We start from the raw sequence: 15,049 nt of genomic DNA, 5'->3' as shown, positions 1-15,049 counted from the left end.
ATGAATGACACCTTTCTGTTTGCTGACGAGTCTGAACCGACCGAAGTGGTCAATCATGGGCACTGGAAAGTGTTGATCGTTGATGATGAGCCAGAAGTCCATACTGTTACCAAGCTGGCACTGAGTGATTTCAGTTTTAACAATAAAAACCTGGAGTTTATCAGTGCCTATTCCGGTGCTCAGGCACGGGAGTTAATTGCCGCTCATCCCGACACTGCCATCATTTTGCTGGACGTCGTTATGGAAACCGACGATGCCGGTTTACTGGTAGCAAGACACGTGCGGGAAGAGCTGAAAAACGAACACGTGCGGATTATTCTGCGAACCGGGCAGCCGGGGCAGGCCCCGGAACGTCAGGTGATAGTTAATTACGATATTAATGATTATAAATCTAAAACTGAACTGACCGCGCAAAAGTTATTTACCGTTATTATGTCCAGCCTGCGCTCATACCGGGATATTTTATCGCTGGAGCAAAGTCGCCAGGGGTTGGAGAAAATCATTAATGCGTCAATTGATTTATTCTCCTCTCATTCTATGGAGCAATTTATCGACGGCGTTTTACAACAATTAACGTCAATTCTGGGCTGCCACGAAAATGCCTTACTGGCCAGTTCGTCTCTGGTAGCGGGAAATGTACGTTCTGACGCGGACCCTCACGATTTAGTAGTGTTTGCCGGGCAGGGCCAGTTTGCCAAGAAAGAGGGTAAGCCGGTACAGGAAGTGCTGAATAATGATTTACTGGCGGCGTTTGAAACAGCCCTGGACAGTCGCAGTATTGTTTATCGTGATAACTACCTGGTGGCATATTGCTGCAGTAAGTTTACCCATGGCTCGCTGTTATATATTTCCGGTTTACCCGGGCAGATCAGTGATAATCAGAAAAAACTGATTGAGCTGTTCGCTCAGAATGTGCAAATAGCCTATGAAAATGTGCAATTGCAGCATGAAATTGAAGATACTCAGCGAGAAATCGTTTACCGGCTCAGTGAAGCAGTAGAACACCGTTCTATTGAAACCGGCAATCATGTGCGACGGGTGGCGTTCATTTGTTATGACCTGGCTAAAGCCTATGGTCTCAGTGAAGAAGAAGCTGAGCGCTTAATGTATGCGTCGCCGCTGCATGATGTGGGCAAAGTGGGTATTCCCGATGGCATTTTAAATAAACCGGCCAAGCTAAGTGGCGGTGAATGGGAGGTGATGAAAACCCATAGCACTATTGGCTACGACATTTTGAAAGATTCAAAACGTGTTATTATTCAGGCTGGTGCCATCATCGCTCAGGATCATCATGAAAAGTGGGATGGTACGGGTTACCCGGCGGGTAAAAAAGGTGAGGAAATCCATATCTATGGCCGGATTGCAGCCTTAGCCGATGTGTATGATGCATTGCGTCATCGTCGTTGCTATAAGCAAGCCTGGACTGTAGATGACGTTGTGGCGAAAATTGTCGCTGAGTCGGGCAAGCAGTTTGAGCCAAAATTAGTTGAACTGTTTCAGCAGAGGGTTGAAAAGCTTGAAGCAATTTTACGAAAATATCCTGACAGTGATACTGAGTCTGCAAGCTTGTGATGACTTACCGTAATAATAAATAAGGACCTTGTTGTATGTATATGGCGTTTAAACATCTGCATCTGCTGATGGTAGTTTTAAGTGTTATTTTGTTATTTATCCGTTTTGGTATGATGCTCAAAGGCTCGGCGTTGTTGCAGACAAAATTACTAAAAGTAGGCCCTCATCTGGTGGACACCCTGTTAATTTTATCGGCGGTTGCCTTGATGCTGACCATTAATCAGTACCCTTTTGTAAATAGTTGGCTGACCGAGAAATTTGTTGCCTTGCTGGCTTACATTGCATTAGCAGTGATGGCAGTGCGGGGCCGCACTATTGCTATTCGCTGGTTATGCTTTCTGGGCGCTTTAGGTTGGCTCGGATTAATGGTTCGGGTTGCCCTGAGTAAACAACCGGTGTTTTTACCGCTTTAATCTAACGAGATTGCTGGAATACTATGGAACAGAAAACCGTCAGGGTCGGGAACCTTGCAGTAAATAACGATAAACAGTTTGTCCTGTTTGGTGGCATGAATGTGCTGGAGTCCCGCGATATGGCAATGCGGATTGCTGAGCATTACGTTACCGTATGCGCTAAGTTAGGTATACCTTACGTATTTAAAGCCTCATTTGACAAGGCTAACCGCTCATCGGTGCATTCATATCGGGGGCCGGGACTGGATGAAGGGTTAAAGATCTTTGCTGAGATTAAGCGTACCTTCAATGTGCCGTTGATTACCGATGTACATGAGCCCTGGCAGGCGGCGCCCGTGGCAGAGGTGGTAGATGTCATTCAGTTACCGGCATTTTTAGCCCGGCAGACGGATTTGGTGGTAGCGATGGCTAAAACCGGCGCCGTTATAAATGTGAAAAAACCCCAATTTCTGGCTCCGCACGAAATGCGCCATATCATTACCAAGTTTAATGAAGCGGGTAATGACAAGGTTATTTTGTGTGAGCGCGGCAGCTGCTTTGGCTATAATAATCTGGTGGTTGATATGCTGGGTATGGATGAAATGAAGCAGTACGCGCCAGTTATTTTCGATGCTACGCATGCGTTGCAAAAACCAGGTGGCCGCACAGATTCCGCTGACGGTAGGCGGGCACAAGCCGCGCAGTTAGCCCGCTCGGGCATGGCACTGGGTTTAGCCGGGTTATTTATTGAGGCGCACCCTGATCCTGAACAGGCAAAGTGTGACGGGCCTTGTGCGTTACCTCTGGCGAAGCTGGAAGGTTACCTGAGCCAGATGCAACAGCTTGACCAGTTAGTTAAAAGTTTTGCGCCGCTCGACACCTCAGCCAGTTAATGTAGAACATTGCGCCACCAATAAAAAAACCGGTAACAATACCGGTTTTTTTTATTGGTTCAGAGACAGCGGGATGCTGTTCGGTTAACCAGTGCCTTAATAACGCTGGCGCACGTAATTGACCACATCCTGATATTTGTCCTGCATTAGCCGCACATATTCATTGATAACTGACCAGTCGCTGTTTTCCGCGGCTTGCTCCAGTTTCAGCGCTTCAGCAGACAGGCTTAACGCACCAACGCTTTTGGCTACCGATTTAAACTGATGCGCTACCGCTCTGACGCCGCTACGATCCTGAGCCTGGGCCTGCGTTGTCAGCTCGGTGAGGAGTTCTTTACCGTGTTTCACAAAGTAGTTCAGGTACTCTTCGTGCTTGGCCGGATCGTTGCCCAGAAAATTAGCAATGGTGGTAAAGCAAATAGGGGAGGGTTGTTGTGCCGGTTCAGTGTTACTGCCATTGGTCTTACCAGTGGCGCTGGCTGCTTTTTGCTCAGCAGCCGGCAGCCAGCGTTTAAGCATGATCTCCAGGGTAACCAGCTCCAGTGGCTTGGTTATATAGCCGTCCATGCCAATACTGATACATTTTTGCTCTTCACCTTTTAGGGCGTTGGCAGTAACGGCGACTATCCGGCTGAAGTTACTGTCATCCTGGCGGTGCAGACTTTCTTTGCGAATGGCGATGGCTAAATCATAGCCGCTCATATTGGGCATATGTAGGTCGGTCAGCACCAGCGGATAGTGATAGCGCCGCCACATGTCCAGGGCAATAGCACCATCGTCAGCCACTTCAACCGCATAGCCCAGGGCATTGAGCTGATCGACAATCACCCGCTGGTTCATCATATTGTCTTCAGCCAGCAAAATAAGCTGGCGGTTACGCCGTGCCGTTTCAATATCAGGCGCGCCTTTGCTCAGATTCAGATTGGAAGTTTGTTGTGGCTTGGGTTTCTCTTTGCGCTTGGCGGCAACTAAAATAGCATCATATAAGTGGCTGCGACAGATTGGCGAACTGTGCAGGTAGTAGGTCCGTTCATTGCTATGTTCAGATAGCTCCACCTGATTAGTAATAACAATAAACTGTACCCGCTCCAACTCCGGCAGCAACTGTAATTTTTTGATATGTTCGGCAGAAATTTGCTCATAGGTAGCGTCAAGCACCCAAACGGCCGCTTGCTTTGGCGGCAGTGGTTTCTGTTGCGATGCCCGCTGATACAATGCCTCGATGCTGTTTACCACGTCAAGTTCAGCGTGGGTATGACGGAAATAACTGCTTAAGTGCTCCTGGTTGTCGCTGTCTTGCGTAAATAAACAAATGTGCACATCACGCAATAGTTCAGAACCGACATAGTCAATTTCATCAGAACGACGCATCGGGATCCGCACTTTAAATTCTGTGCCTTTGCCTACTTCACTCTGCACATCAATATCGCCATACATCAGTGAGGTCAGGCGCTGACAAATTGATAAACCAAGGCCGGTGCCACCAAACTTTCGGGTAATAGAACCTTCTGCCTGATTAAACGGATGAAACACGTAGTTGATTTGACGCTGGGTCATGCCCCGGCCATTATCGACAATGGTAAACTGGATTTGGCTGAACTCCATGTTCTCTTCCAGCAAGTCAGCCCTAATCACCACCACCCCGGTTTTTTGTGGTGTGGTCTCGGTAAACTTAATCGCGTTGCCGGCCAGATTGTACAATATCTGTCGTAAGCGCACCGGATCGCCATATAAACCGTCGGGAATTTTCGGGTCTATAAAAAGCTTTAAATCGATTTGACGTTGATATGCGACGGACACCAGGATCCGGCCCACGGCCTCAATAATATCGACCAGCGAGACCGGAATATTCTCCAGTTCCAGTTTGCCCGCCTCAATTTTTGAGAAATCCAGAATATCGTCCAGAATGCGCAGCAACGAAAAAGACGACTCGCGGATTGTATCCGTCATCCTGAATTGTGAGGTGGATAACTGAGTTTTCCGTAGTAAATCGATAGTGCCGATAATGCCATTCATCGGCGTACGGATTTCATGGCTCATGGTTGCTAAGAAAGTCGATTTAGCTTCATTAGCCCGTTCGGCCGTTAATTTGGCGGTTTCCAGGGCGTCAGTGCGCTCTTTTATCCGGGTATCAACTTCCTGTTTCAGCTGGGCAATATCGGTTTCAGAACTTTTCAGTGCCTGCTGACCTTGCTCAATCCGCCGGAATAACTGGTTAATATAACTGCCCAGCACGCCGAAATCATCGTGAGCATGACTTTCAACACTGCCGTCAAACTGGTTCTTATCCAAAGCTGTCTTCGTATTACTGACCAGCGGCGTCAGTTTGCGGCTGAAAAACACTGAAATGGCGTAAGCAAAGCTTAAACTAAGCAAGATGCCGGCAACGGCACTGCAAATAAAAGCCAGCAACATGGGTAACTGACTGCTGGGTTGAATGTACTGCACATTAATCAGCAAGGTATTAACGTCGTTACTGACGATTCTGCTGACGATTAAATAATTTCCCTGGCGTACTTCGCGATTGATCAGTTCTGGCTGTGGGACAAAATTAGCAAGGTTGACGGTATTAGCAATCAGCTCCAGTTGTTGGTTGCTCTGGCGATATAAATACAGAGCCCGGTTGCTGTCAGCATTGCGTGCCTGCAGCAACAATTGTTCAGCAGCCTGGTTATCGTTACGTTGAAGTGGGCCGGTTAATGCGCTGGCCAGGATCGTGGATTCTGCTGTTAAGCGTGCTAACTGATTCTCATCCTGATTCTGCTCTGGCAAGGTAAACAAGGTAAACAGCGCTGCTTGTAATAGCAAAATAAGCACGGCCATTAATATCAGGCGGCGGAACATCGGTTTAGTGTATGAGGTTTTTTCCATCAGCTGTCCATTTAAATGCATTGTACGGCGTATCGGTTAACTGGATATAGTGTAACAAGTTTTCGATAGCTGGCGCAGTGTTAATTTTAACAGTTGGCGAACAAAGCAGCGTCCTTTGGTTAATCCCTGTTCGCTCAGGCGCCTTTTAGAAAAAATCTGTTGACTTAGCTTGGCAAAATCCGTTTAATACGACCCGCATTGCCCAGATAGCTCAGTCGGTAGAGCAGCGGATTGAAAATCCGCGTGTCGGTGGTTCGATTCCGCCTCTGGGCACCATCTTTTGGTGTCTTGTTCAGTTAACTGCACTGTTGTAATCAAAGCGCAGCCTAATTATGCCAGCACAACATTTTTGCCCAGATAGCTCAGTCGGTAGAGCAGCGGATTGAAAATCCGCGTGTCGGTGGTTCGATTCCGCCTCTGGGCACCACTTAAGTTAAAACGCCAGCGAAACGCTGGCGTTTTGCTTTTTCTGCCCGGCGTCATCTTCGATTACTCGGCACTTCCTGTGCCTCGCCCTTGTAAGGGCCAGCTAAAGCTGTTCAAAATCGCTGCCGGCGCTTTTGTCCGCCTCTGGGCACCATTAAAGTTAAAACGCCAGCGAAATGCTGGCGTTTTGCTTTTTTAGTCTCTGTATTTCGCTTTGAGTCCACATAAATTTCAGTCAGTTGAAATAGGCAGTTGCCACTAACTTTGTTAAGCTCAGTCAGAATTTTTAAAATCATTCTGATAACCAACCTGAAAACTAACTTAATAACAATAATTACGGAGTTAATTCGCAATGAAGTATGCAATTACTGTTTTAGCGGCTGCCATGCTTAGTGCATGCGGTGGCGCTAAACAAGACGTCACAACCAGCCAGGATGTAACCGTGAGCACAGAGCAACACCAGCAACTTAATTACCCTGTCAGCCGCAAGGGTGAGACCGTCGATAACTATTTTGGTACCGATGTTGCCGACCCATATCGCTGGCTGGAAGACGATCGCAGCAGCGAGACGGAAGCCTGGGTAAAAGCCCAGAACGAGGTCACATTCTCTTACCTTGAGCAAATTTCATTTCGTGATGAAGTAAGGGCTAAGTTAGAAAAGTCCTGGAATTTTGAGCGGATTGGCGCACCCTTTAAAGAAGGTGACTACCAATACTTTTATAAGAATGATGGTTTGCAAAACCAGTTTGTGTTGTACCGGCAAAAAGAGGGTGGTGAAGCTGAAGTATTTTTAGACCCGAATACCTTCAGCGAAGACGGTACTACGTCCCTGGCAGATATTGAGTTCTCGCGCGATGGCAGCCTGGCAGCCTATGCCATTTCAGAAGGCGGCAGCGACTGGCGGAAAATCATTGTGATTGATGCCAAAACGAAAGAGCAACTGGAGCCAACGTTAATTGACGTAAAATTCAGTGGTATTTCCTGGGTAGGTAACGACGGCTTCTTTTACTCCAGCTATGACAAACCAGAGGGCAGCGAGCTGTCGGCAATGACCGATCAGCATAAGCTTTACTATCACAAGCTGGGCACAGCGCAAAGCGACGATAACGTCGTATTTGGTGGCACCAGTGAGCAGAAACATCGGTATGTTGGCGCCTCAGTAACTGAAGATGATAAATACCTGCTGGTTTCAGCGGCGGTATCCACCTCAGGTAATAAACTGTTTTTAAAAGATTTGAGCAAAGAAAACAGTGAGTTCGTTACTATTCTGGACCACACCGATTCTGATACTGATTTACTGGATAACAATGGCGACCAGCTGTATCTGGTCACCAACCTGAATGCACCGAACCGCAAAGTTGTGGTCACCACCGCAGCTAAGCCGACGCCTGACAACTGGCAGGAGTTAATCCCGGAAACCGAGAATGTTCTGCGGATCAGTAAAGGCGCGGGCTACCTGTTTGCCAACTATATGGTAGATGCCATTGCGCAGGTGAAACAATACGATTACAGCGGTAAGCTGGTCAGAGACATCAACTTACCGGGAATAGGCAGTGCAGGCGGTTTCAGTGGTAAGAAAGATGCTGAAACCCTGTATTATTCGTTCGCTAATTACACCACGCCCTCCAGCATTTATGCGTTTGAGCCAAAAAGTGGTGAGTCGGACTTGTATAACAGCCCGAAAATTGACTTTAACCCGGATAACTACACCTCTGAGCAGGTGTTTTATACCTCAAAAGATGGCACAAAAGTGCCAATGATCATCAGCTATAAAAAGGGCCTGAAAAAAGACGGCAGTAACCCAACCATTTTATATGGTTATGGTGGGTTTAATGTCAGCCTGACCCCGTCATTCAGCGTAGCGAATGCAGTCTGGATGGAAATGGGCGGTGTTTATGCGGTGGCAAATCTGCGCGGTGGCGGTGAATATGGCAAAGCCTGGCATAACGCTGGGGTGCAGCTGCAAAAACAAAATGTGTTTGATGACTTTATTGCTGCTGCAGAGTACTTGCAACAACAACAGTATACCTCTGCTGACAAGCTGGCCATTCGTGGTGGCTCTAACGGTGGCTTACTGGTGGGAGCGGCGATGACTCAGCGTCCTGAACTGTTTAAAGTGGCACTGCCTGCAGTAGGTGTACTGGACATGCTGCGTTACCACACGTTCACCGCGGGTGCGGGCTGGGCCTACGACTACGGTACAGCTGAACAGTCTGCCGAAATGTTTCAGTATTTAAAAGGCTATTCACCGGTGCACAACGTGCAAGCGGGCGTAACGTACCCGGCTACCATGGTAACGACTGCGGATCATGATGATCGGGTAGTACCGGCGCATTCCTTTAAATTCGCTGCCGAGCTGCAAGATAAGGCAACGCAGGTTAATCCGCAGTTGATCCGGATCGACGTTAAGGCTGGTCATGGTGCCGGCATGCCAGTATCAATGGTTATTGATCAGGCCGCGGATATTTTCAGCTTTACCCTGTACAATATGGGCTATCAGCAATTGCCTGAATAACATCGGTTAGCTGACTAACAAAACGGCGCTGTATGCGCCGTTTTTAGTTTGGTCGCAGCAGCGGCAAAAGCTTGATAAAAACGCCGGTAAGCCCCAAAGTATCAGTTAAACTTGTAAAACGCCGGGTAGCGTATTAAAGTGCGTGCCCTTTTTTATTTTTGCTGGTTTGAGCAATGCGGGTACAGCCCGGCGGCGCTCAGATCTGGCTGATGCATTTTTGCAGTGGGAGCCCACATTATGGCAAAGGCAGTGATCCTGGTTCTGGACAGTTTTGGTATCGGCAGTGCGCCCGATGCAGAAAAATTTGGTGATGTCGGTGCCAATACCTTTGGCAGTATTGCCCGTGAATTCGTTAAACAAAAGGGCCGCCAGCTGGTGTTGCCTAATCTGGCAAGGCTGGGTCTGGTAAAAGCCGCCACGGCTGCGGCAGGCAATGCGCCTGCTGTTGCTGACAGTGCTGAGCCGGTTGGTGCTTATGGCTATGCCCGTGAGCTAAGCAGCGGCAAGGATACGCCCAGTGGTCACTGGGAAATAGCCGGCGTACCCGTGTTGTTTGACTGGGGTTATTTTGAGCAGAAAACCGACAGTTTTCCGGCCGAATTTATTGCACAGCTGTGTCAGCGCACCGGGGTTAGCGGTATTTTAGGCAATTGCCATGCCTCCGGTACCGATATTCTGCGCAAGTTGGGTGATGAACATATTAAAACCGGCAAACCCATTTGCTATACCTCAGCCGACAGCGTGTTTCAGGTTGCCGCGCATGAAGAGCATTTTGGCCTGGAAAAACTGCTGAGTTTTTGCCGGGTGGCCCGCGAGCTGCTGGATGATTATAACATCGGCCGGGTCATTGCCCGGCCATTTCTGGGAGACCGCCCGGACAATTACGCCCGTACCGGTAATCGTCGTGACTACTCGGTATTACCGCCGGCGCCGACTGTACTGGACAAGTTAACCGCAGCGGGCGGCAAGGTCATCAGTATTGGCAAAATTGCCGATATCTATGCCCATCAGGGGATCAGCGAGAATTTGAAAGCAACTGGCCTGGCGGCACTGGTTGATACCACCTTAGCGCAGATGGCAAAACAGCCTGAGCGCAGCCTGGTATTCACTAATCTGGTTGATTTTGACCAGAATTATGGTCACCGTCGCGATGCTATTGGCTATGGCGAAGCCCTGGAATATTTCGACAGCCGCTTGCCGGAGCTGCTTGAGGCCTGTGGCGACGATACCTTGCTGCTGATGACAGCAGACCACGGTTGCGACCCAACCTGGCCCGGTACCGAGCACACCCGTGAATATATTCCGGTGCTGGCATATCAGCCGGGGCTGGCCAGTACGGATTTAGGCGAGCGGATGAGCTTTGCCGATATAGGCCAGACCCTGGCTGACTACTTTAAGCTGGACGCTATGGCGCACGGCGATTCCTTTATGACTAAATTACATTAAGAGAGAATTATGGCTACTCCTCATATTAACACTGCTGATGATGCATTTGCCCAAACCGTATTGATGCCGGGCGATCCGCTGCGGGCTAAACATATTGCCGAAACGTTTTTAACCGATGCCGTTTGTGTCAATACGGTGCGCAATATGTTCGGCTATACCGGGACTTATCAGGGTAAACCGGTAAGCGTGTTAGGCTCGGGCATGGGCGTGCCGTCGATGTCACTGTATGCCACGGAATTAGCCAAATTCTATGGGGTGAAAAATATTATCCGGATTGGTTCCTGTGGCGCATTACCGCTGGAAGTGAAAGTACGTGATGTGGTGATTGCGATGGGCGCCAGCACCGATTCAAATGTTAACCGCAATCGTCTGGATGGGATGGATTTTGCGGCAATTGCAAACTATGAGCTGTTAGAAAAAGCGGTACATGCCGCCCGGGCCAAGCAAATTAACGTTAAAGTAGGTAATGTTTTTACCTCTGACTTATTCTACAACCCAAGTGAAACCCTGTTTAATACCCTGGAAAAATACGGGGTGTTAGCAGTAGAGATGGAAGCGGCGGGTTTATACGGCGTTGCGGCTGAGTATGGCATTAATGCCCTGGCCATTTTAACGGTAAGTGACCATATCCGGACCGGTGAAGCGCTGGATGCGGATTTACGCCAAACCAGCTTTAACGAGATGGTTGAAATTGCCTTGTCATTAATCTAGTCATTTAATTAAAAGCGGCCGGAAAAATTATGTCTCTTACCACCAACAAAATGTTTTATGTATCCTGGGAAGCGTTTCATCGTGCCACTAAAGAGCTGGCTCAGCAGCTGTTAGGCCGGGAGTTTAGTGCCATAGTGGCGGTTAGCCGCGGTGGCCTGGTGCCGGCCGCTATTTTGGCCCGCGAGCTGAATATCCGGGTGGTTGACAGTATTTGTGTTGCCAGCTACGAGCACGATAAGCAAGGCAGTTTACGCATTTTAAAAGATGCCAGCCTGCAGGATAACGCCAAGCTACTGATTGTTGACGATTTAGTCGATACCGGGGAAACTGCGCGTGCCCTGCGCGAGCATTTCCCAACAGCGTGTTTTGTTACCGTGTATGCCAAACCGCAGGGCAAGCCGTTAGTAGACCACTATGTCACCGACATTGAGCAGGACACCTGGATCCAACTGCCGTGGGACATGGAACTGGCTTACAGCAAACCGTTGGCGGAGCATTAATTCTATGGCCGCAGTACAACAACTTATTCTTAGCTTGCCTGACTGGATTAATGAGGTGGTCGACTGGCAGAAGACCTACGCTGATGACCACGAAAAAATGGCGCTGGCGGTAGAGCTGTCAAAGCAAAATGTGCTGCGCGGTACCGGCGGCCCCTTTGGTAGCGCTATTTTTGCCTGCGACAGCGGCAAGCTGTTAAGCGTAGGGGTTAACCGGGTCATGCCCATGCACAACTCGGCCGCGCATGGCGAAATGGTCGCTATTATGCTGGCCGAGCAGCAGTTACAAAGCTTTAGCTTAAATGCCGACGGCGTTAAGCGCGAGCTGTTCACCTCTTGTGAGCCTTGCGCTATGTGTTTAGGTGGCACGCTGTGGAGCGGGGTAAAGCGCCTGGTATGTGCAGCCACCGCCGACGATGCCCGGGCTATCGGCTTTGATGAGGGCCCGGTAAATGAAGACAGTTATCAGTACTTAGCCGATGCCGGTATTGAAGTAGTGCGGTTAGTGCAGCGTGACGCTGCTGCTCAAGTGCTGCGTGATTATCTGAATCATGGTGGCACTATTTATAATGGCTAGTTACAACAGCTAGCGCTGATAGCTGATCGCGAGCTTCATTCCAGCTCTGTTATTATATCTATTTTCTACATCTCACCACGTTATGCCTGCGTAATGCAGGCATGCCTGACATTATTCCTACTGTACCTATAACCCATTGTGGATAAAGCAAAACCGGTGTAATGTCATTACACCAAATTTACAAAGGCGGAAAAGTCAGTATTTAAAGACGGATTCTTGCGCCGAATAAGTGTTATGCGTCGTATAGGCTATAAGGATGATTTTCCGAAATTTTTTTAAAATTTTTACAGAAGTTAGAGAAATGCCAAAGCTATTTCTCTTTCAACATATGCTTAATTCACTTACGTACTCGCTAATAACGCTCTTTGGTTTCTGGCCGTGGCCAAACGCTGAGTACTCGCTAAATGGTCGTGAGCTAACATATAAAGAATTCTGGCTTACTGGCATGGCTCCAGGATTTCTGGCTTTCTGTATTTTGGTTGTAGCAATATGTTTCGCTACTGTGAATCGACACGGTTTTGGGCATTATGGGGCATTCATATATTGGGCGGCAATTATTGCTTTAATGTCCTTTTATAGTTTAACTGGTGTCTTAGTTGGCTCTCTTTTTATCGCGGCGTGGGCGTATTATGTTTTTGGAAGTAAAAAAATGAGGCGGTTTTTTGCTCAACGCACCGCATAATAAGCCGTTTAACGTATTTGCCAGCAAACAGCGCTGGCACCGCTATGCTGCACTTCGGCCCCAAATGCCGGCGCTAGGTTTTCCGATGTTGCTTCGAACCCTATCCCTACTGATATTTTTTTTGCTATCGAACGGAGCTATAGCGAGCAGAGAGTTAGTGCTTCGCTCGACAAGTGCAACCTATGAATTGGTCGGTGGGTATACAGTTAATTTGGTGGCTAGCTCCGATGGCGAAAAATTAATGTCGGTGACGCTCACGTCTCAAAATAGCACTTTGACGATTCCGGCAGGCGAGTTATCGCAAGTTAAAACCCCTGTTCTTAGTGCCGTGCTGGTATCAGGTGGCTCAATGGGAAGCAAGAATATAGATGTGCCTCATTCAATCACCCTCGGATTTGGGGCTTATCATTGCGAACTAAATGATTGCCCATCTTCAATTACATTCGTTATCAAAGACTTAAAATACGTAGAGTCATATGTGGTACATAAAGAGCAATTAAAAAACTGACAATCACAACCACGTCGGCCCATAGTGGGGCAGACCTCAACGCCGAAGCTTCGCCTTTAATAAAAGGCCGCGAGTGTCGGCGGCGTTAGGAGCCATAGCAAATGCTCACCTACTCAGTAAGAAATATTGGTAATGTCGGTGATGCAGCCTCCGCTATTTCACAACTATAGGGTGCTACAGATATGGCAGGTGATGTTTCGACGTGTTCGGTTAATGATCATATAGATTCTGTAAAACTTGCTAAGTCTTTTGATAAAAAGGATTAAGTCGTGCAAAAAATACCGGCGTTACCTAAACAGTCCAAAGTAATGGCTTGGCTAAAACGCTTACCAGTGTCGTTACAAATCTTGCTAATCGTTAGTTTGTTTTATTTAACATGGCATTTCAGGTACTACACCGATGGAGTTGATGTGGCTAAGCTAACAAAAGTAGAGGGAGTATTATACACGTTTGAATGTAATCAAAGGCTCTCGGGCCAAGATAACATTATTTTGTATACCTCTCTGGAAGAGAGGGCGGTATGGTTTAGTGGTTGGCAGAAATGTAAAAATCTAAGGTCAGTTCTCTCTCTGGCGAGTAAACCTCAGCAAGTCATATTTTATATACAAAGACATCATGGCATTCTAAGTCGGAGTAACGAAGGTGCTTTATGGATTTATGCAATAGATTTAGTGAACCCTAGTGAACCGTTAATTCATCCAGTAAGAGGCTTAGGCATTCATTACAACCCTAACCCCTGGTGTCTGGCCTTTTTCTCTATTGCACTGGCATTGCTTGAAGCATTGCGCGAACGTTGGATTGATGCCAGAAGTAAAACACGCAAACAGACAATGCCGGAAATTAAACACTCTAACGATTAGAATAGTCAAAACCAACAACCGTGCGGGTAGCGTGTTCCAAATCAATGAAATCAATGAAATCAATGGGATCAGTGACATTGATTTTTAACAAGCCGCAGGTTGCTTTTAACTTTGGAATTTAAGGAAAAAAATGCTGGAAGCAGCACGAAAAGTGGGTTCGAGGTCAGGCCTTGAATCTTGCCATTTTTAAATATTTAAGGCCTGACCCTGAGATGTATCCAACCGCCTGAAAAACTCCTTGAAGAGCTGCAGGCAAGCTACAAGCAAGCTGTGAGACGGGAAATAAATTCATTTGTATGGGTATTGTGATGAGAATAGAAGTGTTAGATCAACCCGATCAAGCATTAATTGACCTGCTGGATCTGAAAATAGCTGAATTTAACTGGGCGAACTGGGAGGTGAAGGAAAGGCTGCCGATAGCGGTGCAAATTAAAGACGATAACGGTGAGGTTATCGCCGGATCGGCTGGCAGGACATTTGGCAATTGGTTGCAGATTAATACGTTGTGGGTATCAGAGACCTTAAGAGGCCAGCATATTGGCAGCAAAATATTGGAGGCGATAGAGCTGGCTGCTAAACAAAGAGGCTGTGTAAATTGCCTGTTAGATACCTTAAATTTTCAAGCCATGCCATTTTATAAAAAGCACGGTTACCACGTGCAGTGGGTGCAGGAAAATTACCCTAAGACCGGTTGTAAATACTTTATGGTGAAACGGCTGTAAGTGGTCATAAGGGTCAGTGGCATTGATTTTTAACACGCCGGGGGTTGCCTTTAACTTCCAAATTTAAGGAGGAAATGCTGAAAGCCTCACGAAAAGAGATTCAGGCTGATGGAGTCAATCTGACTCCGGCAGCCTGAGATGGCAATGCGGTCCATAGATTAATTGTTAGCTCTGTGGTTTGATTAAGAACGTCTCTCGGAAAACTGGGAGCAAATACCTGCTATGGCGCGTTGTCACATCGCCGTTAATTAACAACCTTCTCATCTATTAACCTGTTTCAACATTGCGTTCTGTGACATTCAACCAAAGGTAATAAGAGTAAGTTGAATAAAGCAAATATGCGGTCTCATAAAACAGGGGCGTGATCTATACTTTGT

Annotated in this window: 13 protein-coding genes and 2 tRNA genes; 14 read left to right on the top strand and 1 reads right to left on the bottom strand. The window is 47.6% G+C overall.

Features of this window, described 5'->3' with window-relative positions; translation table 11 throughout:
• The 3 genes from KG631_RS14080 to kdsA are packed head-to-tail and all read left to right on the top strand — an operon-like array spanning position 1 to position 2,857.
• Positions 1–1,572: a DUF3369 domain-containing protein gene (locus KG631_RS14080; RefSeq protein WP_214000315.1), complete on the top strand. Its 1,572-nt coding sequence runs from the start codon at positions 1–3 to the stop codon at positions 1,570–1,572.
• Positions 1,573–1,607: 35 nt separating this feature from the next.
• The gene (locus tag KG631_RS14075; protein ID WP_214000314.1) at positions 1,608–1,985 is read left to right on the top strand and encodes a SirB2 family protein; all 378 of its coding nucleotides are present in this window, start codon (positions 1,608–1,610) and stop codon (positions 1,983–1,985) included.
• Positions 1,986–2,008: 23 nt separating this feature from the next.
• Entirely contained in the window at positions 2,009–2,857 is an 849-nt protein-coding gene (kdsA, locus tag KG631_RS14070) for a 3-deoxy-8-phosphooctulonate synthase (protein ID WP_214000313.1), read from the top strand.
• A gap of 96 nt (positions 2,858–2,953) precedes the next feature.
• Here the strand turns inward: kdsA and KG631_RS14065 are convergent, their stop codons facing one another.
• On the bottom strand, positions 2,954–5,728 hold the full coding sequence (locus KG631_RS14065) for an ATP-binding protein (protein ID WP_301003818.1): 2,775 nt from the start codon (positions 5,726–5,728) through the stop codon (positions 2,954–2,956).
• 200 nt (positions 5,729–5,928) lie between these two features.
• Here KG631_RS14065 and KG631_RS14060 point away from each other — a divergent pair.
• From KG631_RS14060 to KG631_RS14010, 11 genes are all read left to right on the top strand, one after another.
• A tRNA-Phe gene (locus tag KG631_RS14060) sits at positions 5,929–6,004 on the top strand.
• Positions 6,005–6,079: 75 nt separating this feature from the next.
• A tRNA-Phe gene (locus KG631_RS14055) sits at positions 6,080–6,155 on the top strand.
• A 351-nt stretch (positions 6,156–6,506) separates the two neighbouring features.
• Positions 6,507–8,669 (top strand): prolyl oligopeptidase family serine peptidase, encoded by a 2,163-nt coding sequence (locus KG631_RS14050; RefSeq protein WP_214000311.1) that lies wholly within the window; start codon positions 6,507–6,509, stop codon positions 8,667–8,669.
• Positions 8,670–8,906: 237 nt separating this feature from the next.
• Positions 8,907–10,115 carry a phosphopentomutase gene (locus tag KG631_RS14045; RefSeq protein ID WP_214000310.1) on the top strand — a complete coding sequence of 403 codons (1,209 nt, stop codon included), beginning with the start codon at positions 8,907–8,909 and terminating at the stop codon, positions 10,113–10,115.
• 9 nt (positions 10,116–10,124) lie between these two features.
• On the top strand, positions 10,125–10,826 hold the full coding sequence (gene deoD / locus KG631_RS14040; RefSeq protein ID WP_214000309.1) for a purine-nucleoside phosphorylase: 702 nt from the start codon (positions 10,125–10,127) through the stop codon (positions 10,824–10,826).
• Positions 10,827–10,855: 29 nt separating this feature from the next.
• Positions 10,856–11,326: a xanthine phosphoribosyltransferase gene (gene gpt / locus KG631_RS14035; protein ID WP_214000308.1), complete on the top strand. Its 471-nt coding sequence runs from the start codon at positions 10,856–10,858 to the stop codon at positions 11,324–11,326.
• Positions 11,327–11,330: 4 nt separating this feature from the next.
• A complete protein-coding gene (locus KG631_RS14030; RefSeq protein WP_214000307.1) occupies positions 11,331–11,900 on the top strand; it encodes a nucleoside deaminase in 570 nt (189 codons plus the stop codon).
• 301 nt (positions 11,901–12,201) lie between these two features.
• Positions 12,202–12,582, top strand: coding sequence for a hypothetical protein (locus tag KG631_RS14025; protein WP_214000306.1), 381 nt, complete (start codon positions 12,202–12,204; stop codon positions 12,580–12,582).
• The gene (locus KG631_RS14020; RefSeq protein ID WP_214000305.1) at positions 12,563–13,090 is read left to right on the top strand and encodes a hypothetical protein; all 528 of its coding nucleotides are present in this window, start codon (positions 12,563–12,565) and stop codon (positions 13,088–13,090) included. Before KG631_RS14025 ends, KG631_RS14020 begins: the two co-directional genes overlap by 20 nt.
• A 269-nt stretch (positions 13,091–13,359) precedes the next feature.
• Positions 13,360–13,950, top strand: a complete 591-nt coding sequence (locus KG631_RS14015; protein WP_214000304.1) for a hypothetical protein — start codon at positions 13,360–13,362, stop codon at positions 13,948–13,950.
• 308 nt (positions 13,951–14,258) lie between these two features.
• On the top strand, positions 14,259–14,672 hold the full coding sequence (locus KG631_RS14010) for a GNAT family N-acetyltransferase (protein ID WP_301003817.1): 414 nt from the start codon (positions 14,259–14,261) through the stop codon (positions 14,670–14,672).
• Positions 14,673–15,049: the final 377 nt, after the last annotated feature.

Origin of the sequence: Arsukibacterium sp., from assembly GCF_018402695.1 — a bacterium.
Lineage (GTDB): Bacteria > Pseudomonadota > Gammaproteobacteria > Enterobacterales > Alteromonadaceae > Alishewanella.
The sequence above is the reverse complement of the archived record's forward strand: the minus strand, read 5'-3'. Positions and strand labels throughout refer to the sequence as shown.

Excerpts from the sequence above, each read along its gene's own strand:
- deoD (WP_214000309.1), top strand. The coding sequence starts at position 10,125 with ATGGCTACTCCTCATATTAACACTGCTGATGATGCATTTGCCCAAACC.
- KG631_RS14050 (WP_214000311.1), top strand. The coding sequence starts at position 6,507 with ATGAAGTATGCAATTACTGTTTTAGCGGCTGCCATGCTTAGTGCATGC.
- KG631_RS14075 (WP_214000314.1), top strand. The coding sequence starts at position 1,608 with ATGTATATGGCGTTTAAACATCTGCATCTGCTGATGGTAGTTTTAAGT.
- KG631_RS14010 (WP_301003817.1), top strand. The coding sequence starts at position 14,259 with ATGAGAATAGAAGTGTTAGATCAACCCGATCAAGCATTAATTGACCTG.
- KG631_RS14025 (WP_214000306.1), top strand. The coding sequence starts at position 12,202 with ATGCCAAAGCTATTTCTCTTTCAACATATGCTTAATTCACTTACGTAC.
- KG631_RS14080 (WP_214000315.1), top strand. The coding sequence starts at position 1 with ATGAATGACACCTTTCTGTTTGCTGACGAGTCTGAACCGACCGAAGTG.
- KG631_RS14030 (WP_214000307.1), top strand. The coding sequence starts at position 11,331 with ATGGCCGCAGTACAACAACTTATTCTTAGCTTGCCTGACTGGATTAAT.
- kdsA (WP_214000313.1), top strand. The coding sequence starts at position 2,009 with ATGGAACAGAAAACCGTCAGGGTCGGGAACCTTGCAGTAAATAACGAT.
- KG631_RS14065 (WP_301003818.1), bottom strand. The coding sequence starts at position 5,728 with ATGGAAAAAACCTCATACACTAAACCGATGTTCCGCCGCCTGATATTA.
- KG631_RS14045 (WP_214000310.1), top strand. The coding sequence starts at position 8,907 with ATGGCAAAGGCAGTGATCCTGGTTCTGGACAGTTTTGGTATCGGCAGT.
- gpt (WP_214000308.1), top strand. The coding sequence starts at position 10,856 with ATGTCTCTTACCACCAACAAAATGTTTTATGTATCCTGGGAAGCGTTT.